We start from the raw sequence: 26,236 nt of genomic DNA on the forward strand, positions 1-26,236 counted from the left end.
TTCCCATCTCCACTACATAATGTTTTTAAATGCTTCAGTAATTGTATCAAAATCTCTGTCAAAAACAGTTCTTAAATCTAAAATAATTTCCTCATTATATATTCTTGCTATAATAGGTGTATTATTTTTTCTTAGTTTTTCTTCAAGCTGCTTTGCTGTATAGTTGTTATTTTTAATTTTTAACACATAAGTTTGTATTTTTTCTGTAGGCATAGATCCTCCGCCTACCATAGAAAAGTCTGTATCTATATTAACATCAACATGAGGCACTGCTTTTTTAAGTTTATTCTTAAGTCTTGCAGCTCTTTTTTTATGCTCTTCTTTAGAGCTTAGAATCATATAAAGAGTAGGTATGTTTAAAACAGCCTGCTGCTCATCTAAATAATATTTAAGAGTGCCTTCTAAAGCAGCTAAAGTCATCTTGTCGATTCTAAGTGCACGAGTAAGCTGATTCTTTTTTATTCTATCTATATATTCTTTTTTTCCTGCTATAATACCAGCCTGAGGTCCACCAAGCATTTTGTCTCCGCTGAAGGTGACAACATCTATTCCTTTTTTCAAACTTTCCTGAACTGTAGGTTCATAAGTAAAACCATACTTTGAAAAATCTATAAGAACTCCGCTGCCTATATCCTCAACCACAGGGATATGATGCTTTCTTCCAAGCTCAACAAGTTCTTCAATAGAAACTTCTTCTGTAAAGCCCATGATTTTAAAATTTGAAGTATGTACCTTTAAAAAAACGCCTGTATCCTCACTGATATTGTTTTCATAGTCATATAAATGCGTTCTGTTTGTTGTACCAACTTCAACAAGTTTTGCACCGCTGAAAGTCATAACATCAGGTACTCTGAATGATCCTCCTATTTCAACCAATTGTCCTCTTGAAACTATTGCCTCTTTGTCTTTGCAAAGAGTTGATAGTACAAGCATTACTGCAGCAGCATTATTGTTTACAACCATAGCAGCCTCTGCTCCTGTTATTTTCTTTATTATACCTTCAACATGAGAATATCTTGAGCCCCTTTCACCATTTTCAAGGTTATACTCAAGATTGTTAAAGTTTTCAGAGGCGGTAAGCACATTCTGAACTGCTTCTCTAGACAAAATAGATCTTCCCAAATTTGTATGTATTATAACTCCGGTTCCGTTGATTACTTTTTTAAGCCTTGGAGTATTTTTTTCTTCAACTAAATAAATAAAATAATTTAGTATATCTTCTCTTTCAAAATCTTCAAGCTTTTGATTTAATATATCATTTCTAAATTTATCTATTGTCTCTCTTAGAGCATCAATTACTAAAGGTCTTAAAATGGATTTCATTTTTTCAGAAACTATGTCTTCCTTTAAAAGTTCATCTATTTTAGGCAGCTTTCTAAGCAAGCTTTTATTATCCATTATTGCTGTGCATCCTCCCTTTAAGGTATCTATAGCTTAAAATACACATCTTAAGCTATAGATAATCATTAGTTATTGAACCTTAATATAGCTAACTTCTTTTTCAAATACTTCTCCCACAATTTCTGCAGTTATATTCTTTTTCTTAAGATCATCAACTATTTTTTCTCCCTCTTCAGCACTGCAAGTGAATAAAAGTCCACCTGAAGTCTGAGGATCAAATAAAATATCAGAGAACCACTCAGGTACGTTGTTGAGCTCATATTTTCCTTCAAGATAAGCTTTATTATTGTAGGTTCCTTCTGGAACAAGCCCTATTTCTGCATATTCTTTAGCTTCAGAAATATAAGGTATTTTATCCTTATTAAATTTAAAGGTAACCTCTGAAGCACTTGCCATTTCATAGCTGTGTCCCAAAAATCCAAATCCTGTTATATCTGTACATGCGCTTATGTTAAAATCAGTTATCGCCTCGGCAGCATATTTATTAAGCTCAGCCATTACTTTTACTGCAGTTTTATAAGCCTCTTCTGAAGCAATTCCACCTTTAATTGCTGTGTTTATAATTCCTGTTCCCAATGGCTTGGTAAGAATAATTACATCCCCGACTTTTGAACCATAATTTTTCAGAACTTTATTAGGATGCACTATTCCAGTTACAGAAAGTCCATACTTAGGTTCATTATCATCCACAGTATGTCCTCCAACTACTACTGCACCTGCTTCAAGCACTTTATCCGCACCGCCTCTTAATATTTCTCCTAAAACCTCAATAGGCAGACACATTGGAAAGCAAACTATGTTTAAAGCTACAAGAGGCTTTCCTCCCATTGCATAAACATCGCTTAAAGAATTTGCTGCAGCAATCTGTCCAAAGGTATAAGGGTCATCCACTATAGGCGTAAAGAAATCTAAAGTTTGTATGATAGCTTTTTCATCATCTATTTTATATACAGCAGCATCATCAGAAGTTTCTATTCCTACAATTAAATTCTTGTCCTGCATTACAGGCAAATTACCTAAAATTTTCGAAAGGGTCTCCGGCCCTATTTTAGCTGCTCAGCCTGAAGTTCTAGACATTTCAGTAAGTCTTTTAGTCATCTATTATCTCTCCTTTCAAAGGATACTACAAGTTTAATCCTGTCAGTGCAGGTTTTATCGTAAATTATATAAACTAACTTATATAAAGTAACAAAACAATTGTATAATATTAATTATCTAATGTCTACCTTATCCCTTAATTTATCTATAGTCTTGTCTCCTATTCCTCCCAATTTTTTTAAATCTTCTATTGAATTATAATTCCCGTGTTTTTCTCTATAATCTATTATCTTTTGAGCAGTAGAAGGCCCGACACCAGGAAGCTTGTCAAGCTGTTCTAAAGTTGCTGTATTAATATCAATTTTATCATTTTCCTGTACATTTTGCGAAGCTGTCTGCACAGAAGCACCATTGTTAGCCGTTTCTATCTTTTTTTCAACATAGATATAATCTTCATCCTTTAACTTCCTAGCTAAATTAAGCTTGCTGTTTAGGTTTGCATCTTCAGTAAGTCCCCCTGAGAGCTTTATTAAATCATCAACGATACTGCCGGATTTTAGTTTGTATACTCCCGGTTTCTTAATCTCTCCTTTGATACATACAGTAATCATACTGCTGTTATCCGTCTTAGCTTCATTTTTTTCAATGCTTTCCACAAAAATATCATCTTCATTCAATTTATGTGTTTTAGCTTTACTATTTACAAACCCAATTATTAGAAAAGCTGCTAGCAGCACTACTATTACTATGGAGCCAATTATCTTTTGTTTAGTCTTCATAAATGACCTCCCTATTTCCTATAATTCTAGTTATAGATGAAGTTGTTCATCTTTATTAAATTATTGACAACTTTTTTATTTTTTTGTCGCCTAATTAAATATTTTTTGATATAATTTATTTAATTGTGCTTTAGGTCTGTAATAATGTTGATTATGACGCTATTAAGAAATACAAGGGGGATATGATGAAGAAGTATATTGTTTTTTTTCTTTCGATTATTTTATTGATTTCCAATATAAATTATAAAGTATCCGCAAAAGATGCTGAGCCTTCAGTTTCTGCTGATAGTGCAGTTTTAATGGATGCAACTACCGGAACTATATTATATTCAAAAAATATGAATGCAGCCTATCCGCCTGCATCTACTACAAAGACTATGACTGCTCTGTTGACTCTGGAAAATACCAAATTAGACGATATTGTTAAAGTAAGTAAAAAGGTTCCTTTTGTTGACGGCAGCAAAATAGGTTTATACGAAGGCGAGGAAATGCATGTAAAAGATTTGCTTTATGGTATGCTCCTTCTATCTGGAAATGATTGTGCAGAAGCTTTAGCGGAACATGTTGGAGGATCAATTGACGACTTTGCTAAGCTTATGAATAAACGTGCTAAAGAACTTGGCTGTGAGAATACCAATTTTGTAAATCCAAGTGGTCTTTATGACAGTAATCATAAAACTTCTGCAAAAGATTTGGCTCTTATTATGAGGGAACTTATCAAACATCCAGAGTTCAGAGAAATATCTTCAACTTTCTCTTATAAAATTCCGCCAACTAATTTGCATCCTGATGGAATTAATCTTGCTAACGAAAATAAATTAATAAATAAAAATTCAATGTATTATTACGCTCCTGCTGAAGCAGGAAAAACTGGCTATACTATTCAATCACAGCACTCATACGTTGCCAGTGCCTCAAAGAATGGTCATAGATTAATCGCTGCTTTTGTACATGACGGCCAGAAAAATTTCTATGTTGATGCAAAAAATTTATTTAACTATGGTTTTAATAATTTTGATTTAGTAAAGCTTTATAGTAAAGGCGATACAGTAGCAACCTATTCAGAGGATAACTTGAATATACCTCTTCTAGCTGATGATGATTACTATTACGTAAAAGAAAAAAATGCTTCCGAAGTGCCTGTAACAAATTTAATCAATAAGTCTTTAAAGGATATTTCCTTTAAAAAAGGTGACAGTATTATGGAGGCTTCAATAAAATTTAAAAATAATCCTCTTTCAAATATAATGCTTATAAGCGGTATAGATCATGAGACAAAATCCGCCTTAAGTTTTAATGTAACAAGCCATAATAAAAATAGAAATATAACGTCTTACATTATTGACTCGGTACTAGGAATGATAGTCTTGCTTCTTGCTGTACGAATAATAAATAAAAGAAGAGCCTATAGAAGATAAGCAGGATTAACTGCTTATTTCTTTTATAAGCTCTTCAATATCTTTAGGAATACTACTTTCAAGCTCAATTAATTCTCCACTTCTCGGATGTGGAAATACTAATCTATATGCGTGAAGCGCTTGTCTTTTAATTAATTGGCTGTCATCTTCTACTCCATATAAATTATCACCAAATATAGGATGTCCTAAATGGCTCAAGTGAACTCTTATTTGATGAGTTCTCCCGGTTTCTAAGGTTAACCTCACTAAATCTCCTTTTTCAAAACTCTTTACAACCTTAAAATGCGTAATGCTTTTTTGCCCTCTTTCGTCCACTACTCTTTTAATGCTGTCGTCAGTAGGTCTGTAAATAGGTAAATCTATTGTACCTTCTGACTCTTTAATATTCCCATGAACAACTGCCAAATAGCTTTTTTTAAACTCTTCCTTTTGCATGTCACGAGCTAAAGCCATATGCGAAAATTGATTTTTAGCAACTATTATAAGTCCCGAAGTGTCCATATCCAACCTGCTTACCAGTCTTACTATGCAATCTTCTCCCTTATCCCTAAAGTAATATATAAGTCCATTGGCAAGTGTTCCATGAGGATAGCTTTTGGTAGGATGTACTACTATACCTGGAGACTTATTTACAACGATTAAATCGCAGTCTTCATATATTACTTCCAAATCCATTTTTTCAGGTTCTATATTTTGACTTTCTTCCTTTCTAACCTCAAAGCCTATAACATCCTTTTCCTTTAGTACATAGTTGAGCTTTTCGACTTTATTATTAACCTCAATTCTGCCCTGTATCGCTGCCCCTTTAATAAGCCTTGTTGATAACTGTGCATTCTTTTTAAGGTATTCTCTAAGCTTCATTCCTGCTTCATCATTTTTTACTTCAAATTTTAGTTTACTCATTAAGTTTCACCTCAACAAAAAATTAACTGTGACATAACACAGTTAATTTCTTTCTTACTTTATCAATTATATCAAATCCAGCCATTTTGTATATATTAATTTATTTTTTTGCAGTTTCATAATGTAATTTCATTAAGACATCTTTATTCTTCTTTTCATCATATATTAAATAAGATATACCTGATATATATTCAGCATCACCTTTTAAGGTATACATATTTATCTTTGCTTTATCAAGTTTCATTATAGCATATCCATTCCTTACCATATCCTGTGCACTCATGTTAGTATCTATATAATTAGGTAGAGAAGACATTATGCTAGGTATTTTAGGGATTATAGCGGGGCTTTTAAATTTATCAATAACCTTATTCATAAATAAGTGTTGATTTTCTATTCTTCCTAAGTCTCCATCAGCTAATCCAGTGCCATCGTTATTTTTTCTCCATCTAAAAAACTCTTCAGCTTTCTTTCCATCAAGTTGAACTGTCTCACCCTTTTTAAAGTGTATATGTAAATTCTGAGTAGAATCATCGTAATCCATTTTATTATTTATCTTTACTTCTACAGGGCCTATTATATCTATTATTTTTCTAAAGCCAGCATAATCTACCTTTCCGTAGTAATTTACTTTTATATTAAGCATATTTTCTACAGCATCAATTAAAAATGCCGGTCCCCCAATAACATTGGCTTCGTTTATTTTTTTATATTTATTATTTACTTCAATTAAAGTATCTCTTGGTATAGATATAACATTCGCTTCTTCAAGCTTAGGATTATAATTAATAAGAACAATTGTATCTGTCCTTTTAAGATTATCTTTATCTTCTGAACCAACAACACCTATGTCTACCCCCATAGCTAGTATGTTTACCGGTTCATCTTTGCTTACTGTTTTTGGCTTTACTTTTTCACCTTGATTACTGCTTTGATTGCTTAGTTTTAGCATGTAGTTATATAATGAAGTTCCAGTAGCTAGACCTAAACATATTATAAGTGTAAGAACTACAAGTATAAAATTTCTAAACCTGTGCCTCTTTTTTATTCTCCCCATATTTTATCTCCTACATTTTATTAAAAAGTATGTAGTTTCTAGCTTCTATAGTATCATAGTGAAGCAGCTGGCCTCTAGAAATCACATATTTTATAGTATTATCAAAAGACAATAAGAGCGCATCATCCAAATCTTTATAGGCAAGTTCTCTAAGTTCAAAAATCCCTGGAAAGTTCCGCATTGGTTCTATATAATCAGATATATATATTATCTTTTCCAAAGTAGACATATTTTTTCGGCCAGTAGTATGATATACTACTGAATTTAATACATCTTCATCTAAAATTCCCATTTGGTTCTTAGCAATAATACCGCCTGCTAATCCATGCATTATATTTGGAGTTCTCTTATGTATTTTATCTATATTATAACCATTATCTTCTAAAATATTAATAATTTCCTCATCTTTCATATTTTTAGCAGCATCATGAACTAGTCCTGCTATTCTGGCCTTATTTCTATCTTCACCATAATACTCAGCTAATTTTACAGCTATATCTCTTACTCTTAAACTGTGATTAAACCTTTGTTCATTTAGATGCTCCTTCAAGTACATTTCAATTTCAGCTTCATTCCACATAATTTCACCTCTAATCTTTATATAATTGAAGTTCTAGTATAATATTATAAACTCCCTGGGGCATTAAGTAACTGGCATCCTTTTGTTCTTTTATCATTTTTTTTATAGAAGTTGAAGATATGTCAAAAAGGCTAAAATCTAAAAAAATGATATCTTTTTTATATTTTTCTTCTACCCTTTTCTTCTGCTCAAGAATAATTTCTTTTGGATACCCTGGTCTATTAAACACTACTAATTTACAGGAATCTAATATCCTGTCCACGCTTTTCCAATAATCAAGTTCTACCAAGCAGTCAGCCCCGGTAATAAAATACCACTCTGTATCATTCTCAATATTATTAAAGTGTTCTAAAGTTTTATATGTGTAGCTCAAGCCAGAGTTTTTTATTTCATAGTTGCTCACAGTAAAATACTTCTCATCTCGTACAGCTGTTTTTACCATTTCATATCTTATAGCAGCGTCAGTTTTTCTCTTTTCTGTTTTATGAGGTGGATTTCCCGAGGGCATAAAAATAACTTCATCTAAATTAAGTCTATGCAAAGCTTCATGTGCTATATAAAGATGACCATTATGAATCGGATCAAAAGTTCCTCCAAAAATTCCTTTCTTAACCATAAAATATCCTCTCTTTATAAAATTAGCATGTATTTATTATATAATAAACACATGCTATATCAACAGTTTAAAGTTATGGAAGTTGTATTTTTTGTTTTTTTTCAGATTTTCTATAAAGCACAATTTTATTTCCTATAGCCTGAACGCCTTCGCAATTTAATTCACTGCATATCGCATCTGATGCCTCTCTTGCTTCATAGCCGCTGTTATTTAATACACTTATTTTTATTATTTCTCTTGCCTCTAGTGCATCATCAATTTGCTTTAAGAAACCTTCTTCTAGTCCGCCTTTTCCTACTTGAAATATAGGCTCTAGGTTGTGTCCAAGAGATCTTAAATAGCTTCTTTGTTTACTAGTTATCATACAATAAAAATCCTCCTAATTATAACTACAATAAGAAATCGAATTCAAAATCATTTAATCTAACGGTATCTCCATCCTTAATTCCCATTTCAATTAATTCATTCAGAACACCTTTATTTCTTAACACCTTATGGAAATATTTCAAAGAGTCGGGTTCATTTACATTAACACTTGCAAGTAATCTGTCAACAAAGCTTCCTTCTACTATATAAACTCCATCTTCTACTCTTATGTCATAAGTAAATCGTTTTTCTTCTGGAACAAACTTTTCTGACTCACTGATTTCCAAATCTTCTACAGGAATATTACTTAACATTTCAGCTGCTTCCTTTAAAAGTTCATCTAATCCCGTATTGGTAGCTCCGGAAATTTTAAATATTCTAGTATAGCCAAGTTCTTCTACTTTTTTCTTAAAATCTTCATAAATTGAGTCATCATAAAGCATATCTGCTTTGTTCGCAGCTATTATTTGAGGTCTATCCCATAGCTTGACGCTGTATTTTTTAAGCTCTTCATTGATCTTTAAAAAGTCATCAAAAGCATCTCTTCCCTCTACTCCAGAAATATCTACTACATGTATTAATATTCTTGTTCTCTCTATATGCCTTAAAAAGTCTAACCCTAGTCCAACACCTTCAGCCGCACCCTCTATTATACCTGGTATATCAGCCATTATAAAACTTTTTATACCTTTTACATCTACTACTCCTAAATTAGGCTTTAGAGTAGTAAAATGATAATTTGCAATCTTAGGTCTTGCCTTGGAAACTACTGATAAAAGAGTAGATTTTCCTACATTAGGGAAGCCAATTAAGCCCACATCAGCTAAAAGCTTTAATTCAAGCTCAATGTTTCTTTCTTCCCCCGGCATACCTGGTTCTGCAAAATTAGGCGCCTGTCTAGTTGGTGTCGCAAACTTGGAGTTTCCTTTTCCTCCCTTACCGCCTTTAGCTACTATAAAAGTATCTCCAGCATGAGATAGATCTGTCATTATTTTATTTGTTTCGATGTCTCTAATAATAGTACCCATAGGTACTTTTATGTACAAACTTTCGCCGTTTTTTCCATAACAGTTTGATCCTGATCCATTAGTACCTCTTTCAGCAGCATACTTTCTCTTGTAAGTAAAATCTAAAAGAGTAGTCATATTAGGATCTGCTACTAAAACAATATCTCCGCCTTTTCCTCCGTCACCACCATCTGGTCCACCCAACGGAACATACTTTTCTCTTCTAAAGGAAATGGCACCATCTCCTCCATCTCCTGATTTAATATAAATCTTAGCTCTATCAATAAACATAAATTTCACCTCTTTATATAAACAAGCCTTTATAAACACTTGTAAAGATATACATATATTATTAACTAAATTACATTATTTAATTAATAAGTTTTTACAATTTTAAAAAAGCACCCAAATAATGGGTGCTTTAATCATTACTCAGCTATTTGTACTTCAACATCTACAGGGTAAACACTAGCTTTCTTTTTGTCTCTTCCAACTCTTTCGTATCTAACGATACCGTCTACCTTAGAATAAAGAGTATCATCGCTGCCTTTACCTACGTTTTCTCCTGGATGAAGCTTTGTTCCTCTTTGTCTAACTAATATGTTACCAGCTAAAACAAATTGTCCATCAGCACATTTAACACCAAGTCTTTTGGATTCACTGTCTCTTCCGTTTCTTGAGCTACCTACTCCTTTTTTATGAGCAAATAACTGAAGGTTCATAACTAGCATGGTATTACACCTCCTCTACTTCCACTTCTATATATTCACCGTAGCTTATTTCTACACCTTGTAATCCAACAAGCATAGTCTCAAGCAGTATCTGGCATTTATCTATTTCCTCTAAAGAGAGCATTTTCAAGTTTACACTTAAAAATCCATCTTCTAAAGAAATTGAAGGATTAATTTTTAGCACTTCTGTAATCCCATTAGCAATAGTTAATGAAATTGCAGAAACAGCACTGCATACCATATCGTATCCTTCATCAGCAGAATCTGCATGACCTTTTAAATCAACAGATACTATCTTTTCTGAATTCTTCTCGAATTTTGCAATAATCATAATATTATGCGTTTATTTTTTCAATTTGTAGCTTAGTGTATGGTTGTCTATGTCCTTGTTTTCTTCTGTAGTCTTTCTTTCTCTTATACTTGAAAACTATAATTTTCTTAGCTTTTCCTTGTCCTAATACTTTAGCAACAACGTTAGCTCCTTCAACTACAGGCTTACCTACTACTAAACCATCTTCTTTACCCACTGCTAAAACATTTGTTAATTCAACAGTTGAGTCAACTTCACCAGTTAACTTTTCAACGTATATAACGTCTCCCTCTTGAACTTTGTATTGTTTTCCTCCAGTAGCTATAACTGCGTACATAAAATACACCTCCTCGATCCAGTCTCGCCATCTCAGGTACACTTATAAAGTGATTTAAAACCTTGCGTGTGCGGTCTACAAAAGCCATTTTAACACAGTATATCCGCTTTGTAAAGTAAGTTTATCCATATATCCTGAATTTTTGTAAGTTTTCTATGTCATTTTTGAAAATTAAAGCTTCAAGTTTAAAAAAATCCATATTTTCAACAAAATTCACGTAAAGCTTCTTATTACTGCAGCCAATACTATCTGCAAAGTTTACAATATCCTTAATTATCTCTTCTTTATAAGTACTTCCAATCTCTAAATAAATATTTTCTATGCTTAACTCTTTGCTTAGCTTGAGCATTTCATTTTTTATAAGTAAACATAAGTAGGCAAGTTTAAACTTACTGCCTCCCCCATGACAATTTCGGCATGTGTCTTCTATGTATTCAGAAATAGGCTTTCCCCTGCGCCTTCTTGATATTTGCACTAAGTTAAGATCAGTAAAGGGATATATAATAGTCTTGCTTTTATCCCCCTCTAATGCACTGCTTAGCTCTTTTAAAACTTTTTCTTTATGTAATGAACTGTCCATATTAATAAAGTCTATAATAATTATCCCAGATAAATTTCTCAGCCTTATCTGCCGTCCTATTTCTTTTGCCGCCTCTATATTAGTCTCTAATATAGTTTTATCTATAGAAGTACCTTTTATATTTTTACCAGAATTCACGTCAACTACATACATAGCTTCTGTTTTGTCAATTACTATATATCCTCCGCTTAACAGCTTAACTTTATTGTTATGTAGACTCAATATCTGATTTTCTATTTTATAAGTGCTAAATAAAGACATATTATTATCCTTATAAAGTTTTAAGCTGCAATTATTTAGTTCCTTATTTATTTTGAAAAATTCATTCAAATAATTATAATCTGTTTCATCATTAACAACAATACTTTCAACCTTTTCATCCAAGCTGTCTCTTACTATTTTATCCAGTACCCCTTCGCCTTTATATAAAAGCTTTGTTCCTAATGAATAGTTAAATGTTCTTATTATGTCTTTATATATACTATATAATTTATCTACTTCTTTATTTATAGTTTCAAAGTCAGCGGCTTCTGCATTTGTTCTAATCATAAGACCAACATCTTCAGGTCTCTTTATATTCCCTCTAATGAAGGTTTTAAAACCTTCATTAATAATTTTCTTAGAAAAAGCTATTTCCTTATTTAAGGTTTCTAATACCACATATCTTCCTGGTATAGTTATAGCGTTTGTTACCTTTGCCCCTTTATCTCCTACATTTTCTTTTAGCACTTCCACAATTATCTCATCATTCTTTTTAAGCTTCATGTTATTAAACTTTCTATCTAAATACATATAACAGCTCTTAGTTAGTCCGATATCAATAAAGGCGCATTTAATAGCAGGTACAATATTTTTTACTATACCCTTATATATTTCACCTGGCTGTGGATCTGTGCTCTCTTCTTCGATGAAGCATTCAATAAGTTTTTTATCTTCAGTAATTGCTGCTCTAAGTATTCCATAATTTCTTTCTATAAGTACTTCTTTCAAGGAAATCACCCCTGTTTTTTTATATGTATCAATAATTTTAAGTGGAGGAATTACATCCTCCACTTTATTATGCTAAATATTTATATATTGGAATAAGACTCTCCTTATTTTCAACATACATTTCTTCTCTCATTATATCAACAAAAGCTTCACTGCATACTGCGGAAGTATTGTTTATTATATACCTTGACAAAAGCTCAGCAGATAAGTTTTCCTTGCTGCCGCAGCTAATAATTGCTGTGATTATTAAAAGCTTATCATTAATTTGGAAATCAATATTCTTAACTAAAGGCTTTATATCAGCAAGCTTTTCTCCGCTTTTGCTCTTTTTCATAATACCCCATTCATTTTTTTCCTCTATTGCCTTAAGTTCCTCATTAAGCCTTTCTGTTTGTGCATATTTAATTTTTATAATATATTTAGCTGCATCAATTAAAGCCATGGACTGAGGAACTTTTCTGCCATCATTACTATCCTTTACTTTTACAACTTCAAATGCTTTTATCCCTGAAGGCATATTTTCATTTAAAGCATCCTTAATATAATTTTCATCAAGTTCTTCTGTAAGCACAACATCCATATAGTCCCCTATAGAATACATTCCAACTGAAAGTGGCTGCGCTATAGAGAGATTCATATGAGGGTTAAAACCTTTAGAATACTCTACAGGAAGCTCTGCTCTTCTAATAACCCTTTGAATGGTTCTCATTAAGTCTAAATGAGAAATAAACTTTATATGACTTTCCTTACTGAACTTTATTAGATATCGCACCTGCAAAGCACTTCCCTTCTCTAAAGTTTACATTTACTCCGCATTTCGTGCAGCCTAACCTGCAGTCAGGTGTAAGGCTTGCAGTTTTAGCTCTGTCATTTTCGCTTATCAAATAACTCTTATCTACTCCTATATCAATAAAGTCCCAAGGAAGAACTTCCTCATAGCTTCTTTCTCTATAAGAATAAAAATCTCCACTCACACCGCACTCTTTAAGAGATTCTTCCCATATATTAAAATCAAAATACTCTGACCATCCGTCAAACTTGGCACCTTTTTCAAAAGCCTTAACAATCACGTCACAAAGTCTTCTGTCCCCTCTTGCAAAAATTGCCTCTGTATAGCTTACTAAGGATTCATGCCAGTTATAGTTAATAGATCTGCTCTTTATTGTGCTTCTTATTGCATTTATCTTTTCCCTAACAGATTCCATAGTATCCTGAGGAGCCCACTGGAAAGGTGTGAAAGGTTTAGGAACAAAGATTGAAGTACTTGCAGTAACTTTTAAGCCCTTATTTCTAATTTCTTTAGGAACCTTATAATACTCCTCTACTACCTTTTCTGCCAAATTAGCTATTCCTTTAACATCGTCAATTTCTTCATAAGGAAGTCCTATCATAAAATATAGTTTTATAGTTGACCAGCCCGATTCAAAGGCACTTCTAACTGAAGTTATTAAATCTTCTTCATTAACTCCCTTATTGATCACGTCTCTCATTCTCTGTGAACCAGCTTCTGGAGCAAAAGTAAGCCCGGTTTTTCTTACCTTTTGAATTTCTTTAATCAAATCAACAGAAAAGGAATCTATTCTTAATGAAGGTAGAGTTACCCCAACATTTTTATCTTTATATTTCATAACTACAGAATTAACAAGGTTTTCAATATCTGAATAGTCACAAATACTTAGTGAAGTTAGCGATACTTCTTCGTAACCTGTGTTGACTATTAAGTCATCTACCTGCTCCATAAGCTTTGAAGTATTTTTTTCTCTAACAGGTCTGTAAATCATTCCAGCCTGGCAGAACCTGCAGCCTCTTGTACAGCCTCTAAAGGTTTCAAGCATTATTCTATCATGAACTATTTCAGTATACGGAACAATAAGCTTATCTGGATATATGTTATCATTTAAGTCAGCTATAATCCTCTTTTTTACTTTCTTTGGAACATCATCATATAAGGGCTTAAATTCATCTATAGTCCCATCTTTCTTATAAGTTACCTCATAAAGACTTGGAACATAAATACCCTGAATCTTTGATACTGCCCTTAAAAATTCTTTTTTACCTTTAGTTTTATATTCTTTATATAAATCTAAAATTTCATTTATAATCTCTTCGCCTTCGCCTATTACAAAAATATCCGCTATATCATAAAGAGGCTCTGGATTGTAAGCGCAAGGTCCACCACACATAACAACTGGGTGATTTTCATTTCTTTGTGAAGCCCTTACAGGTATTCCTGCCATATCTAACATGTTTAATATATTTGTATAGCTCATTTCGTACTGCAGCGTAAAACCTAAAAAGTCAAAATCACTTAAGGAATCTTTGCTTTCTAGCGCATATAAAGGAATATTGCTTTCTCTCATAAGCTTTTCCATGTCAGGCCATGGAGCAAAAGCTCTTTCACAAAAGGTATCCTTTCTTTCATTTAAAACATAATAAAGTATTTTTGTTCCTAAATGAGACATTCCTACCTCATAAACATCAGGAAAGCAAAAAGCATATCTTATGTCCACAGCATTCTTATCTTTATTATAAGAATTGAATTCGCCGCCTATATATCTGGCAGGCTTTTCAACTCTATATAAAATATCATCTGTAATTCTATTCATATTTTTCTCCTTTCGCTTAAAACACTGAGTAACCTTTCTGTTTGTTTTCACAAGCATGTTACTGACTAAAGTCCTTTAGAAGCTTAACATCCTCATTTGTATTTTAAAATACCATAAGGTCTTTGCTTAGACAATATATTTTATCATAACTTGAGCCACTTTAACAATGTTTAAGTTTTACTCCCTAGTATTTATAAATTCTTCTATGGTTAAATTTCCAAATACCTTCAGTCCTTCAATTAACTCGTCTTCATAAATTATATCCATAAACTTCATTTCATCATCAAGAACAGTAAAAATATTAAATTTATTTTTATCAATTATGCTTAATGCTGTTATTAAATCACATTTATAATGAATAGACAGATTCTTATTCTCCATATATCTATTTTTAAGAAATTTATATCTTTTTTTTACTATATCACCCATGATAATATAAACTATCCTTTCCTTCTCTTTATACGATGAATAAATTATTAAAACTGCAATGACTGCAATATTAACATTGTTTATCTTTAAAAGTAGCAGTAAAAAATAAATAAATAAAAATCCTGCTCCTTGAATAATGCTGAACTTAATTGTAAGTTCATTTGCCTTTCTATATATTGTCCTGTAACACATAAAGCTTCTTAGGACCCTACCTCCATCTAATGGAAATGCAGGTATAAGGTTGAATAAGCCAACAGTTATATTTCCTTTATAAAGCAAGTATAAAATTTCGCTAGGGAAACTCTTATTTATATAATAAAAAATTACTGCCGCTGCTATATTGAAAATAGGAGCGGACAATGAAATTATCATGTCTTGTTTTGCTGTAGCATCCTCCAGTTCATTTAAAGATAATCTTGCTCCAATAGGCAAAATCTCCATATCAAATCCAGAAAAGCCTAAAAAAACTGCTGTTAAATAATGAATTGCTTCATGAAAAAACACAATTAAAAAGGCCAGAATAATTTGACCTTTAAAACCAAGAAATAGTAATAAAATTATATAAGGGAAAAAAAATTTGTTTACTTTTATCAAGTAATGCCTCCAAAAAATTGTTGTTAGCCAAATTACCTTCCTATAAAACTTATATAGTCTTCTGGATTTTTATTCTCTCCCATATAGAGCACCTCAAAGTGAAGATGTGGTGTTCCTGATTTTGGAACGTCGCCCGTCTTTGCTATAACTTGTCCTTTCTGAATTACATCATCTTTTTTAATAAACACCTCGCTTAAGCTGCTGTATTTTGTTTCGATTCCCTTACCATGATCAATAACAATATATTTACCTAATTGCTCATTCTCTCCTAAATCCTTTATTTTTCCTTCGCTTGGGCTTATGACTTCAGTGCCGTTCTTCGCCCCTATATCAATTCCGCTATTACTTTTATTACTGAAGCTTGAAATAATATTGCCTTCCACAGGTATTTGAAATTCGTTTTTCAATCTATCTTTGAGCGGCTTTATTCCTGTCAGTTTTGTTTTAACATTTTCTAGAAAGTCTGTAGAACTATCCTCAAGCTTCTTTAAGTCTAAAGTCTTTATATTATTTATCATTGTATTATAATCGTAATTTTTATTTACTACGGTTTTTGAGTAATTGTATATCAATGTTGTTTGGGGTGTTACAACTAGTTTGCATATAATAATAAATATAAATAGTATAAAAACACCTATCAAATCCCTAAATAGTCTTTTAAGAAAATAATTGCCGTATGTATTAAGCTCGCCTCTTCCTCCATTTGCATAGTTATATCCTCTATAGCTTTTTTTCTTTACTAAACTGCTATAGTAGTTTTCATACTGTGAATTATAGTTTCCCATTTTGCCCCTCCTGTATTTATATTTTTTATCTTCAAGCACAAACTGTGATTATATATAATGTAATTAAGTTCTTACATAAATGCCGCTATAAAATATCCAATCTTTAAGTGCTTTTCGGACAGCATTAATGCATCAGAGCTTTTGCACTATATATAATTATTATTTTTTCTACTTATATATATTTTTACAGAAGGACATATATTCCAAAAATAAAAAAGCTGCACTAGGCAGCTTGTTATTATAGCTAATTATTACGGTTTTTTAAAGCTTTTATAAAGACTTCCGCAGAACCTATGTTAGTAGCAAGCGGTACATGATGAACATCACAAATTCTAAGAAGTGCACTTACATCAGGTTCATGAGGCTGAGCAGTAAGAGGGTCTCTTAAGAATATAACAAAATCTATTTCTCCCTCAGCTAGTTTAGCACCTATTTGCTGATCCCCTCCTAGAGGACCTGATAAAAACCTATGAACCTTCAGTCCTACTATTTCGCATATTAATCTTCCTGTTGTACCTGTTGCATATAACTCATGTTCCTTAAAAATGTCTCTGTATCTGGTTACAAATTCAACAATATCATCTTTTTTCTTGTCATGAGCAATCAATGCAATTTTCATAGTCAATTCCCCCTTGTATTAATGTAATTCATAAGTTAAAAATTGATTTTTTTCTTTCTCATACCAACATTTAATACTAACCCTAAGGAAATAAAGTATGTGAGTATTGAACTTCCACCGTAACTCATTAGAGGCAGTGTTATTCCTGTAATAGGCATAATTCCTATAGTCATTCCTATATTTTGAAGTATAGAAAACATAAAGGTAGATATTATACCTACACAAAGTATTGACCCAAATATATCTTTGGACACATGAGCTATTTTAATGAGCCTATATATTAATATTCCATAGAGTATCAATAAGAAAGCTGCTCCTATAAGTCCCCATTCTTCACCAACTACAGCAAAAATAAAATCATTAAAAGCTTCAGGTATAAATCCGCCTGATACCTGAGTCCCTTTTAAGAAGCCCTTGCCAAACAGTCCTCCAGAGCCTATTCCTATAAGAGAAGATATGAGCTGAAGGCCTGTACCAAGCTCATCTGCTTCAGGACTTAAAAAAGAGGTAAGCCTTGTCTTCCAATATCCCTGCATAACTGGAGTATTCCATAGTACAGCTATAGCAGCAGCTACTGCGCCAAATCCCCAGGCGATAACCTTAGAATTAAGTCCTGCTATATAAAATATACCTAAAACTATGAAAAAACACACCATTGTCATACCCATATCAGGCTGTATTACAATCAATGCCATAGGAACCAAAGCATAAAAGCATAATACAAGAAAGTTTTTTATGTTGTTTATATTTCCTTCCATATCTTCAAGCTTTTTTGCAAGAATGATGATCATTCCTATTTTAGCAAACTCAGAGGGCTGAATTCCTCTGCTACCAAGAGAAATCCAAGATCTCGCTCCATTTGTAACCTTTCCCAGGGTATCATTTATTAAAAGAAATATTATGGAGGCCCAGTATATAAGAGTTGCGTAGTTCATTATCAAAGAGTAATCAAACAATATTATGGCATACATAATCCCAAGACCAATAATAAGCCATACTATTTGCAGCTTAAAATAATAAAATCCAAATTTATTATGGGTAGCACTAAAAATATTTATTGCTCCAAATAAGACTATTATTATAGCTACTATTATTACACCGAAATCTAACTCCTTTAAGAGCTTACCATTTATCTTTAGCTTATCTAACATTTATATCCCTCCAGTAACAATTACATTATAACAGCAGCCACAAAAAAAAGCTATGTATAACTTTTGAATTATACACAGCATATAGTTTAGATCTTCTTTTTCATATTCTTTATTGGAATACTAGCAACCAAGGCTGGTGAAGATCCTTCACCTTCTTCAGTTCTTGTTAATTTAACCTCTATATCTTTATTATCAAAATCAGCATAATTAGATAATACCTTTAATATTTCTCCCTTGATTATTTCTAAAAATTCTGGTGAAACATCGGCTCTATCATGTATCAATATAAGCTGAAGCCTATCCTTCGCTACTTCCTTAGGAGATGGCTTTGATGAAAAAAATTTAAATAAATCCATTTAAGCTCCCCCCCTATCTTGATTTAAAGAATAACTTCTTTAGAGAAGACAAGAAACCACCCTCTTCAATATCAAGTGATAACAGCGGAACTTCTTCTCCAGTAATTCTTCTTGCTATATTTTTAAACGCTTGTCCAGATAAAGCCTTTTCATCTAATACTATTGGTTCACCTTTGTTAGTAGATACAGTAACATTTTTATCATCTGGAACAACCCCTAAGAGCTTTACTGCCAAACATTCCAGTATATCATTTATATCAAGCATGTCTCCTTTTTTAGTCATCTCATAATTTATTCTGTTAATTACCAGCTCTTGTCTCTCTAAGCCTTTTGAGTCAAGTTTTCCAATTACTCTATCTGCATCTCTGACAGAAGTTAGTTCCGGGTTTACTACAACAACTGCTCTATCAGCCCCTATAACAGCATTTTCAAATCCTTGTTCTATTCCGGCAGGACAGTCAATAATTACATAATCAAATTCATCTTTTAATTGATCAATAAGCTGAAGCATTTTTTTAGGCTCAATATCATTCTTGTCTCTGGTTTGTGCTGTAGGAAGTAAAAATAAATTATTAAATCTTTTATCTTTAATCAATGCAGATTTTAGTCTGCATCTGTCTTCAATAACATCCACCAAAGTATTTACTATCCTGTTTTCAAGTCCCATTAAAACATCTAAATTTCTAAGACCTGTATCTCCATCGACAACAACAACCTTCTTTCCCATAGCAGCTAGTGCTGTACCAATATTTGCTGTAGTCGTAGTTTTTCCAACTCCACCTTTACCTGAAGTTACTACAATAGCTTCTCCCATTTAATTTTCCTCCCATAACTTTATATTTGTGTTTTTAATTCTTCAAACTATATCTTAAATGAACTTATTAAATAAATATGGTTCAACAATTATGCTGTTATCCTTTACTTTCGCAACCTCTGGATATTGAGGTTTCATTCCATCTTCAGGTGACCTTGTCATTATATCTGCAATTTGAAGTATCTCAGGCTGCAGACTAAATGCTGCAATTATAGCTTTTTCATTACCGCCAACGCCTGCATAAGCATGTCCTTTTAAGGCTCCGAGAACAACTATATTTCCACCTGCATAAACTTCCGAACCTGGATTAACATCCCCTATAATAACAATATTTCCCGAATAATTTATGCATTGACCACTTCTTACAGTTTTTCTAAGAAACTTTGTGCGGCCTTCATAGATACCTGAAAACACCTTGCTGGGTTTTTCTTCCCTATCTTCAAAAATACAATCTTTAATCATAAATTCGTCAAAAAGAACGTCTCTAAGTTTAGCTAGTTCTCTTTCACTTAAATTTTTCAGCTCCATAGTTATCTTTAGAGTACAGCCCTTATAAAATTTCTTACCTCTAGACAGCTTCTCTATTAGGCTATCAAGCATTTCATCAAAGTCTTTAAATTTATTCATATTTATAATTGCATATAAGCCGTCTTTATTGCCTTTAATAATTATTTTGTCGTCTACCATAACAAACCTCCAAAGTATAAGAGCATACAGTGTATTATTCAACAAATATTGTTAAAATCCTTCTTTAATTTGAAAATAACTATTCAAAAAATAAAATTAGACGGGTAATCCGTCTAATTTTATTGACCAGCTTTTTTTGCTATAACAACATTTATTGGAGTATAGCCCTTAGCATCCAGTTCTGTTTTAAAGTAAGCTTCATACATAGCTCTAGCTACTGGAGCAATATTGCCACCGTGACCACCATCAAATATCATTACTGCAACAGCAATCCTTGGATTATTATATGGTGCAAAACCTATATAGACAGCATATGAAGTTCTACCAAGTTCATCCTGAGTTTTTTCATTAAACGTAGCAGATCCAGTTTTTCCTGCTGTCGGTATAGGGAATCCACTAAATGCAAATCTTGCGGTACCATCTTCCCCAGTGTTAACAGCCTGCATGCCCGCCTTTACTGCTTCAACCGTTGAAGGCTTGATTCCTGTGTTTTCTGCAACTTCAGGCTTAGTCTGCTGAATTACTTTTCCGTCAGCATCTAATATCTTATCCACAAGATGTATCTTATATCTAGTTCCTCCATTCGCAATTGTTGAAACATAATTTGCTAGTTGAAGCGGAGTAAAGTTATTCATTCCTTGACCTATAGCAGCGTAGTACATATTAAATGGAAGTGTACTCTGAGTATAGCCATCGTAGATAGTAATCATTAACATTTCATTCGCAATGGCTGATATTTCATCTTTTGATATATTCTTTCCCTTATACTGAGGATCTGCAGCTATTAACTTATTTATGCTGTCTACATAACCCTTAACTACATAACTATCTCTTTTTCCAGGACTAGCTTTTAACTCATCACTGTCAAAACCGCCTGTTTTTACAAATCCCATAATTAAATTTTTAAAGTCAGTCTTAATGTCTTTTACCTTTTGGGTATCTCCATCATTATCATATAAATCAATAGGAGTAAAGTTAGCAACTCTATAGCTTCCCTTACCTGATTTGAGAACCTCTCTTACCTGGTAATAAGTGTTTATTGCAAAAACATTTTTATTACTTACACTGTTAAATACCTGACCGAAGTTTTCTCCTATTTCAATACCTGTAGAATATTTTGCATTAGCTGATGGTTTTTCTCCTAGTCCTAGTTTCCACGCATATTGTGCAAGTACATCGTAATCCTTATAGTCAGATAATTGAAGAAGTTTATCACCTACGGTCATAAAGTAGGGATTGCTTGAAACCGCTAAAGCTTTTGTTAGATCAACGTAATTATACCCGCCAACATCAAAATGAATATCCTTTCCATCTGCACCTTTAAAATGACCATTGTCTGTTATACCAAATCCTCTTGTGATAGCTCCTGATTCAAGACCCGCAACCGCAGTAGCGGGTTTAAATGTAGAACCAGGAGGAACTAAAGAATAGGTTGCATAGTTATATAACGGCTTAGGAACAAAATCGAAAGCATCATACCTTTTCTGAGTTTTAGGATTTACAGGAAAAAGTTTTTCTATTAAACTGCTTGGCAAATTTCTTGATTTGCCATAGGCAACGTAATCAGGATCAAAATATTTTTTAAATATATCAGTTGAAAGACCGCTTGGATTTGAAAAATCATTAGGGTCAAACCCTGGTCTTGATGCAAGAGCAAGCACAGCCCCCGTATTTACATCTATAGCTACAGCAGCTCCTCTTGTTGCGTTTGCAGTATTTACGTCTTTAACTCTTCCCTGTTTTTGGAGTTCCAACATTGTCTTATCTAAAGCTGTTTCTGCAGCATACTGTACATTTCTATCTATGGTAAGTTGTATAGATTGTCCCGGATAAGGCTCCCTTCTTCCAAGTTCTTCAATAACTCTTCCATTTCTATTAAGCTTAACTACACTTCCACCCTTGGAACCTTTAAGTTTGTCTTCGAAAGCACCTTCTATACCTTGAACACCTATATAGTCTGTATTAACATCATAGCCTTTTTCTTCATATTTACTATCTGAGCCAATCTTCGATATATATCCAAGAACAGCTGATCCAATCTGACCATAAGGATATGTTCTCATAGGCTGCAGTGATATGTCTACTCCAGGAAAATCATTAAGTTTTTGATATATAATATCTGCTGTTTCTTTACTTATATTGCTTGCTATTACAACAGGCTTATATCCTGTAAAGCTCTGCTTCTTTAAAGCATCTTTTACGACAATATATCTCCTTTCAAGTTCTACCTGCTTTTCAGGTGAAAGCTTGTTTTTCTCAATATTGAATTTTTCAATAAGCTGCTTTAGCAAATCATCTTTTATTTGCTTTTTTGAAGCTTTAATATACTGATTAAGCAATACTTTTATACTATCATCCACTGTTATTTTATATCTTTCCTGAAGTCTTGTTATTGTATCCTCAGGTGATTTTTTATATTGATTTATAATACTTTCAAAAATTTTCTCTGGAGATACCATATATAAATCAACCAAATAATTAAAGGTTTCTTCTGGAGTAATTTCTAAAAGCTTATTATTTATTTCATCTTCCTGATCATCAGTAAGCTTGTCTTTCACCTTTGGAAAAACCTTCTTCCTAACCTTTTCATTAAGTCCCTTATCTCTTTTAAATCTAATTTCAAGAGCTTTTTTAGTATCTTCATCAGAGGCAGTAAACTGAAAACTATATGGATTTACTTTAAGCTGAAAATCATCTTTTTGGACAGCCTTATTTCCGTCTAATATTTTAAAAAGTCCATCCATTGTATCAAAAAAACTGTTAAGACTATCCTCTGTTTCTGCAAAAGTAACATTATAGCTTTGTTTATTTGTTGCTAAAACTTCACCGGTATTATCTAGTATTTGGCCTCTTGGCGCATTTTCTGCAATTTCAGTTACAGCTTTTGTATTAGCTTTATCTTTATACTCATCTGCTTTTACAATTTGAAGTATTGTAAGTCTAGATAGAAGCGCCGCAAAAATTAATATCATAATTATTAGCAAGGATATGTATCTGTTAAATATTTTTTTCTTCTTCATAATATCTCCTTATTCTTGATTTATATTTATAATGAAACTATTGTTTACATAAATTAAACTCTTTTCAATTTATATGTTTTATAACCACTATTATACTTAGGAAGATATATCTTACAATTCAACAAATATTACTAAAATCCTTCTTTAATTTAAATATTAATAGACAAAAAAATTAGACGGATAAAATCCGTCTAATTTTATTGAATAGGCTTAGAAACGACATCATTCTGCGGTGTATAACCCTGTGCATCAAGTTCTGTTTTAAAATAAGCCTCATACATAGCCCTAGCAACTGGTGCTATAAATCCACCGTGACCACCATCGAACACAATCACTGCTACAGCGATTCTCGGCTTATCATATGGTGCAAAACCAATGTAAACACCATATGATGTCCTGTCAATTTCATCCTGAGTCTTGCTATAAGTTGCAGAACCTGTTTTACCTGCAGTTTTTATTGGGAATCCATTAAATACTCCAGCTGCTGTACCGTCTTCACCTGTAACGGCGCTCATACCTTGTTTGATTGCATCTACGGTACTTTGCTTAATGCCAGCATTTTCAACTACTTCTGGCTTTATCTGCTGAACAACATTTCCATTTGCATCTAAGATTTTATCTACAAGGTGAAGTTTATACCTGTTTCCCCCATTTACTAGGGTTGAAACGTAATTTGCTAATTGCAGCGGAGTAAAATTGCTCATACCCTGACCGATAGCAGCATTATACATATTAAATGGCGCTTTGCTCTGGAAGTTGCCATCATATATAGTAATCATAAGCATCTCGTTAGCTACTGCCGAGATCTCGTCCTTAGAAATATTTTTGCCTTTATAAATTGGGTCTGCTGCTATTAGTTTATTCAGATAATCTGAATATGACTTTATTACATCATTGTCCTTTCCGCCATTTCGTATAAATTCTTTAATTTGGTTCTTAAAATCGGTTTTTATATCCTTTACCTTTTGAATATCACCGTCATTATCATATAAATCAATAGGCGTAAAGGACGCTATTTTATATTGACCTTTCCCGGATTTTAACTCCTCCATAGTTACAAGCAGATAATTTTCGGCATAATTATTTTTTATACTGTAAGTATTAAAAACCTGACCAAAATTTTCTCCTATTTCTATTCCGGTTGAGTACTTTGCATTAGATTGAGGTTTTTCTCCTAAACCAAATTTCCATGCATAGTTTGCTAAGATATCATCACCCTTGGCTTCCCTGAGTTTCTGACCAACAGTCATAAAATAAGGGTTACTTGACTTTTCCAATGCCTTTGTCAAATTTACTATTCCTGAACCTGAACCATTGTCATAAAACGTTTGTTTATAACCTTTCCCATCATCAAATATAGAATGGTCGTTTACAGTATCTCCCGGAGTTACTACTCCAGACTCCAGTCCAGCAACTGCTGTCATTGGTTTGAAGGTAGATCCAGGAGGAACTAAAGAGTATGTTGCATAATTGTACAGAGGTTTAGGTGCAAAATCAAATCTGTCATACCTTTTCTGTGTTTTTACACTTACAGGGAAAAGTTTTTCTATTAAGCTGCTTGGAAGTCCTCTTGACTTTCCATACTCTGCATAATCAGGATCAAAGTATTTCTTAAAAGTATCCGTAGTCAATCCGCTTGGATTTGAAAAATCATTAGGATTAAATCCAGGTCTTGAAGCAAGAGCCAGCACCGCTCCAGTATTTACATCTATAGCAACAGCTGCACCTCTTGTTGCATTAACTGTATTAACGTCCTTTTGTCTTCCTCTTTTTTGTAAATCAGCCATAACCTTATCTAAAGCAGTCTCAGCTGCATACTGTACATTTTTATCTATTGTAAGCTGTATTGATTGTCCCGGATAAGGTTCTCTTCTTCCAAGTTCTTCAATAACTCTTCCGTATCTATTGAGCTTAACAATACTTCCGCCCTTAGAACCTCTAAGCCTGTCTTCAAAGGCACCTTCTATACCTTGAACACCTATATAGTCTGTATTAACATCATAGCCTTTTTCTTCATATTTACTGTCTGAACCAACTTTTGATATATATCCAAGTACAGCTGAGCCAAGCTGACCATAAGGATAGGTTCTCATAGGTTGCATAGATATATCTACTCCTGAAAAATCATTAAGTTTTTGATAAATAATATCAGCTGTTTCTTTGCTAATATTACTTGCTATTACAACAGGTTTGTAGCCGGAAAAGCTCTGCATCTTTAAAGCATCTTTTACGAGAATATATCTTCTTTCAAGTTCAACCTGCTTTTCAGGAGAAAGCTTATTTTTTTCAACATTGCATTTTTCGATAAGCTGCTTTAATAAATCATCTTTTATTTGCTTTTTTGAAGTTTTAATATACTGATCAAGCAATACCTTTGTACTATCATCCACAGTTATTTTATATCTTTCCTGAAGTCTTGTTATTGTGTCCTCAGGTGATTTTCCATATTGATCTATAATACTTTGAAAAATTTCCTCTGGAGAAACTTTATAAAAGTCAACTAAATAATTAAAGGTTTGCTCTGGAGTAATTTCTAAAAGCTTATTATTTATTTCATCTTCCTGATCATCCGTAAGCTTATCTTTTGCCTTTGGAAAGAGTTTACTCTGAATACCTTCATTAAGCCCTCTATCTCTTTTAAACCTAATTTCAAGTGATTTTTTTGTATCCTCATCTGAGGCTGCAAATTGAAAGCTAAACGGATTTACCTTAAGCTGAAGATCATCCTTTTGTATAGCTTTATTATCATCCAATATTTTAAACAAGCCGTCCATTGTATCATAAAAGCTATTAAGACTATCTTCTGTTTCTGTAAATGTAACATTATAACTCTGCTTATTTGTGGCTAGAACCTCTCCTGTATTATCCAATATTTGTCCTCTGGGAGCAAATTCTGGTACTTCAGTTATTGCCTTTGTATTTGCTTTATCTTTATATTCATCTGCTTTTACAACTTGAAGAATTGTAAGTCTAGATATAATCGCTGTAAAGATCAATATCATAATTATTAGCAAAGAAATATATCTATTAAATATTTTTTTCTTCTTTTTCATACTTTCCCC

Annotated in this window: 25 protein-coding genes; 1 reads left to right on the forward strand and 24 read right to left on the reverse strand. The window is 32.7% G+C overall.

Translation table 11 applies throughout. The features are described from left to right. Nucleotides 1-12: 12 nt before the first annotated feature. The 3 genes from selA to JK636_RS05425 form a co-directional block, all read right to left on the reverse strand. Nucleotides 13-1,398 (reverse strand): L-seryl-tRNA(Sec) selenium transferase, encoded by a 1,386-nt coding sequence (selA, locus tag JK636_RS05415; RefSeq protein ID WP_202747800.1) that lies wholly within the window; start codon nucleotides 1,396-1,398, stop codon nucleotides 13-15. Between the two features lie 72 nt (nucleotides 1,399-1,470). Beyond that, on the reverse strand, nucleotides 1,471-2,499 hold the full coding sequence (selD, locus tag JK636_RS05420; RefSeq protein ID WP_202747801.1) for a selenide, water dikinase SelD: 1,029 nt from the start codon (nucleotides 2,497-2,499) through the stop codon (nucleotides 1,471-1,473). A gap of 113 nt (nucleotides 2,500-2,612) precedes the next feature. Further along, a complete protein-coding gene (locus tag JK636_RS05425; RefSeq protein ID WP_202747802.1) occupies nucleotides 2,613-3,218 on the reverse strand; it encodes a helix-hairpin-helix domain-containing protein in 606 nt (201 codons plus the stop codon). 185 nt (nucleotides 3,219-3,403) lie between these two features. Here JK636_RS05425 and JK636_RS05430 point away from each other — a divergent pair, with 185 nt between their 5' ends. After that, the gene (locus JK636_RS05430; RefSeq protein WP_202747803.1) at nucleotides 3,404-4,636 is read left to right on the forward strand and encodes a serine hydrolase; all 1,233 of its coding nucleotides are present in this window, start codon (nucleotides 3,404-3,406) and stop codon (nucleotides 4,634-4,636) included. 6 nt (nucleotides 4,637-4,642) lie between these two features. Here JK636_RS05430 and JK636_RS05435 read toward each other — a convergent pair whose 3' ends face one another. From JK636_RS05435 to JK636_RS05535, 21 genes are all read right to left on the reverse strand, one after another. Beyond that, nucleotides 4,643-5,539: an RluA family pseudouridine synthase gene (locus JK636_RS05435; RefSeq protein WP_202747804.1), complete on the reverse strand. Its 897-nt coding sequence runs from the start codon at nucleotides 5,537-5,539 to the stop codon at nucleotides 4,643-4,645. A gap of 100 nt (nucleotides 5,540-5,639) precedes the next feature. After that, the gene (locus JK636_RS05440) at nucleotides 5,640-6,596 is read right to left on the reverse strand and encodes an LCP family protein (protein ID WP_202747805.1); all 957 of its coding nucleotides are present in this window, start codon (nucleotides 6,594-6,596) and stop codon (nucleotides 5,640-5,642) included. 10 nt (nucleotides 6,597-6,606) lie between these two features. Then, a complete protein-coding gene (gene yqeK / locus JK636_RS05445; RefSeq protein ID WP_202747806.1) occupies nucleotides 6,607-7,176 on the reverse strand; it encodes a bis(5'-nucleosyl)-tetraphosphatase (symmetrical) YqeK in 570 nt (189 codons plus the stop codon). Between the two features lie 10 nt (nucleotides 7,177-7,186). After that, nucleotides 7,187-7,792 (reverse strand): nicotinate-nucleotide adenylyltransferase, encoded by a 606-nt coding sequence (nadD, locus tag JK636_RS05450; RefSeq protein ID WP_202747807.1) that lies wholly within the window; start codon nucleotides 7,790-7,792, stop codon nucleotides 7,187-7,189. A 73-nt stretch (nucleotides 7,793-7,865) separates the two neighbouring features. Next, nucleotides 7,866-8,156, reverse strand: coding sequence for a ribosome assembly RNA-binding protein YhbY (gene yhbY, locus JK636_RS05455; RefSeq protein ID WP_202747808.1), 291 nt, complete (start codon nucleotides 8,154-8,156; stop codon nucleotides 7,866-7,868). A 25-nt stretch (nucleotides 8,157-8,181) separates the two neighbouring features. Further along, nucleotides 8,182-9,456, reverse strand: coding sequence for a GTPase ObgE (obgE, locus tag JK636_RS05460; RefSeq protein WP_202747809.1), 1,275 nt, complete (start codon nucleotides 9,454-9,456; stop codon nucleotides 8,182-8,184). A 137-nt stretch (nucleotides 9,457-9,593) separates the two neighbouring features. Continuing rightward, entirely contained in the window at nucleotides 9,594-9,896 is a 303-nt protein-coding gene (gene rpmA / locus JK636_RS05465; RefSeq protein WP_202747810.1) for a 50S ribosomal protein L27, read from the reverse strand. A 4-nt stretch (nucleotides 9,897-9,900) separates the two neighbouring features. Beyond that, nucleotides 9,901-10,227, reverse strand: a complete 327-nt coding sequence (locus JK636_RS05470; protein WP_202747811.1) for a ribosomal-processing cysteine protease Prp — start codon at nucleotides 10,225-10,227, stop codon at nucleotides 9,901-9,903. A gap of 4 nt (nucleotides 10,228-10,231) precedes the next feature. Continuing rightward, complete coding sequence (rplU, locus tag JK636_RS05475; RefSeq protein WP_202747812.1) at nucleotides 10,232-10,543, reverse strand: 50S ribosomal protein L21; 312 nt, start codon at nucleotides 10,541-10,543, stop codon at nucleotides 10,232-10,234. A gap of 121 nt (nucleotides 10,544-10,664) precedes the next feature. Further along, entirely contained in the window at nucleotides 10,665-12,113 is a 1,449-nt protein-coding gene (locus JK636_RS05480; RefSeq protein ID WP_202747813.1) for an Rne/Rng family ribonuclease, read from the reverse strand. Between the two features lie 67 nt (nucleotides 12,114-12,180). Further along, on the reverse strand, nucleotides 12,181-12,891 hold the full coding sequence (locus tag JK636_RS05485) for a TIGR03936 family radical SAM-associated protein (protein WP_202747814.1): 711 nt from the start codon (nucleotides 12,889-12,891) through the stop codon (nucleotides 12,181-12,183). Beyond that, nucleotides 12,860-14,719: a TIGR03960 family B12-binding radical SAM protein gene (locus tag JK636_RS05490; RefSeq protein WP_202747815.1), complete on the reverse strand. Its 1,860-nt coding sequence runs from the start codon at nucleotides 14,717-14,719 to the stop codon at nucleotides 12,860-12,862. Before JK636_RS05490 ends, JK636_RS05485 begins: the two co-directional genes overlap by 32 nt. A 177-nt stretch (nucleotides 14,720-14,896) precedes the next feature. After that, nucleotides 14,897-15,742 carry a M50 family metallopeptidase gene (locus JK636_RS05495; protein WP_202747816.1) on the reverse strand — a complete coding sequence of 282 codons (846 nt, stop codon included), beginning with the start codon at nucleotides 15,740-15,742 and terminating at the stop codon, nucleotides 14,897-14,899. 32 nt (nucleotides 15,743-15,774) lie between these two features. Further along, nucleotides 15,775-16,527 (reverse strand): M23 family metallopeptidase, encoded by a 753-nt coding sequence (locus tag JK636_RS05500; protein ID WP_202747817.1) that lies wholly within the window; start codon nucleotides 16,525-16,527, stop codon nucleotides 15,775-15,777. Nucleotides 16,528-16,771: 244 nt separating this feature from the next. Continuing rightward, nucleotides 16,772-17,146 (reverse strand): methylglyoxal synthase, encoded by a 375-nt coding sequence (mgsA, locus tag JK636_RS05505; RefSeq protein ID WP_202747818.1) that lies wholly within the window; start codon nucleotides 17,144-17,146, stop codon nucleotides 16,772-16,774. A 35-nt stretch (nucleotides 17,147-17,181) separates the two neighbouring features. Next, on the reverse strand, nucleotides 17,182-18,297 hold the full coding sequence (rodA, locus tag JK636_RS05510; RefSeq protein WP_202747819.1) for a rod shape-determining protein RodA: 1,116 nt from the start codon (nucleotides 18,295-18,297) through the stop codon (nucleotides 17,182-17,184). A gap of 86 nt (nucleotides 18,298-18,383) precedes the next feature. Beyond that, nucleotides 18,384-18,653, reverse strand: coding sequence for a cell division topological specificity factor MinE (gene minE, locus JK636_RS05515; RefSeq protein ID WP_202747820.1), 270 nt, complete (start codon nucleotides 18,651-18,653; stop codon nucleotides 18,384-18,386). A gap of 13 nt (nucleotides 18,654-18,666) precedes the next feature. Then, nucleotides 18,667-19,467 carry a septum site-determining protein MinD gene (minD, locus tag JK636_RS05520; protein WP_202747821.1) on the reverse strand — a complete coding sequence of 267 codons (801 nt, stop codon included), beginning with the start codon at nucleotides 19,465-19,467 and terminating at the stop codon, nucleotides 18,667-18,669. Between the two features lie 54 nt (nucleotides 19,468-19,521). Beyond that, nucleotides 19,522-20,154 carry a septum site-determining protein MinC gene (gene minC, locus JK636_RS05525; protein WP_202747822.1) on the reverse strand — a complete coding sequence of 211 codons (633 nt, stop codon included), beginning with the start codon at nucleotides 20,152-20,154 and terminating at the stop codon, nucleotides 19,522-19,524. A 119-nt stretch (nucleotides 20,155-20,273) separates the two neighbouring features. Beyond that, nucleotides 20,274-23,174 carry a penicillin-binding transpeptidase domain-containing protein gene (locus JK636_RS05530; protein WP_202747823.1) on the reverse strand — a complete coding sequence of 967 codons (2,901 nt, stop codon included), beginning with the start codon at nucleotides 23,172-23,174 and terminating at the stop codon, nucleotides 20,274-20,276. Between the two features lie 197 nt (nucleotides 23,175-23,371). Further along, the gene (locus JK636_RS05535) at nucleotides 23,372-26,227 is read right to left on the reverse strand and encodes a penicillin-binding transpeptidase domain-containing protein (RefSeq protein ID WP_202747824.1); all 2,856 of its coding nucleotides are present in this window, start codon (nucleotides 26,225-26,227) and stop codon (nucleotides 23,372-23,374) included. Nucleotides 26,228-26,236 lie beyond the last annotated feature (9 nt).

This window comes from Clostridium rhizosphaerae, assembly GCF_016765585.1.
In the GTDB taxonomy this organism is placed as follows: domain Bacteria; phylum Bacillota; class Clostridia; order Clostridiales; family Clostridiaceae; genus Clostridium_AT; species Clostridium_AT rhizosphaerae.

Bases quoted from the DNA above. Each gene is read 5' to 3' on its own strand.
- rodA (WP_202747819.1), bottom strand. From the start codon at position 18,297: ATGTTAGATAAGCTAAAGATAAATGGTAAGCTCTTAAAGGAGTTAGAT.
- mgsA (WP_202747818.1), bottom strand. From the start codon at position 17,146: ATGAAAATTGCATTGATTGCTCATGACAAGAAAAAAGATGATATTGTT.
- JK636_RS05530 (WP_202747823.1), bottom strand. From the start codon at position 23,174: ATGAAGAAGAAAAAAATATTTAACAGATACATATCCTTGCTAATAATT.
- obgE (WP_202747809.1), bottom strand. From the start codon at position 9,456: ATGTTTATTGATAGAGCTAAGATTTATATTAAATCAGGAGATGGAGGA.
- minE (WP_202747820.1), bottom strand. From the start codon at position 18,653: ATGGATTTATTTAAATTTTTTTCATCAAAGCCATCTCCTAAGGAAGTA.
- JK636_RS05435 (WP_202747804.1), bottom strand. From the start codon at position 5,539: ATGAGTAAACTAAAATTTGAAGTAAAAAATGATGAAGCAGGAATGAAG.
- yqeK (WP_202747806.1), bottom strand. From the start codon at position 7,176: ATGTGGAATGAAGCTGAAATTGAAATGTACTTGAAGGAGCATCTAAAT.
- JK636_RS05490 (WP_202747815.1), bottom strand. From the start codon at position 14,719: ATGAATAGAATTACAGATGATATTTTATATAGAGTTGAAAAGCCTGCC.
- minD (WP_202747821.1), bottom strand. From the start codon at position 19,467: ATGGGAGAAGCTATTGTAGTAACTTCAGGTAAAGGTGGAGTTGGAAAA.
- JK636_RS05430 (WP_202747803.1), top strand. From the start codon at position 3,404: ATGAAGAAGTATATTGTTTTTTTTCTTTCGATTATTTTATTGATTTCC.
- rplU (WP_202747812.1), bottom strand. From the start codon at position 10,543: ATGTACGCAGTTATAGCTACTGGAGGAAAACAATACAAAGTTCAAGAG.
- rpmA (WP_202747810.1), bottom strand. From the start codon at position 9,896: ATGCTAGTTATGAACCTTCAGTTATTTGCTCATAAAAAAGGAGTAGGT.
- JK636_RS05500 (WP_202747817.1), bottom strand. From the start codon at position 16,527: ATGGGAAACTATAATTCACAGTATGAAAACTACTATAGCAGTTTAGTA.
- selA (WP_202747800.1), bottom strand. From the start codon at position 1,398: ATGGATAATAAAAGCTTGCTTAGAAAGCTGCCTAAAATAGATGAACTT.
- JK636_RS05535 (WP_202747824.1), bottom strand. From the start codon at position 26,227: ATGAAAAAGAAGAAAAAAATATTTAATAGATATATTTCTTTGCTAATA.
- JK636_RS05470 (WP_202747811.1), bottom strand. From the start codon at position 10,227: ATGATTATTGCAAAATTCGAGAAGAATTCAGAAAAGATAGTATCTGTT.
- minC (WP_202747822.1), bottom strand. From the start codon at position 20,154: ATGGTAGACGACAAAATAATTATTAAAGGCAATAAAGACGGCTTATAT.
- JK636_RS05425 (WP_202747802.1), bottom strand. From the start codon at position 3,218: ATGAAGACTAAACAAAAGATAATTGGCTCCATAGTAATAGTAGTGCTG.
- yhbY (WP_202747808.1), bottom strand. From the start codon at position 8,156: ATGATAACTAGTAAACAAAGAAGCTATTTAAGATCTCTTGGACACAAC.
- JK636_RS05440 (WP_202747805.1), bottom strand. From the start codon at position 6,596: ATGGGGAGAATAAAAAAGAGGCACAGGTTTAGAAATTTTATACTTGTA.
- nadD (WP_202747807.1), bottom strand. From the start codon at position 7,792: ATGGTTAAGAAAGGAATTTTTGGAGGAACTTTTGATCCGATTCATAAT.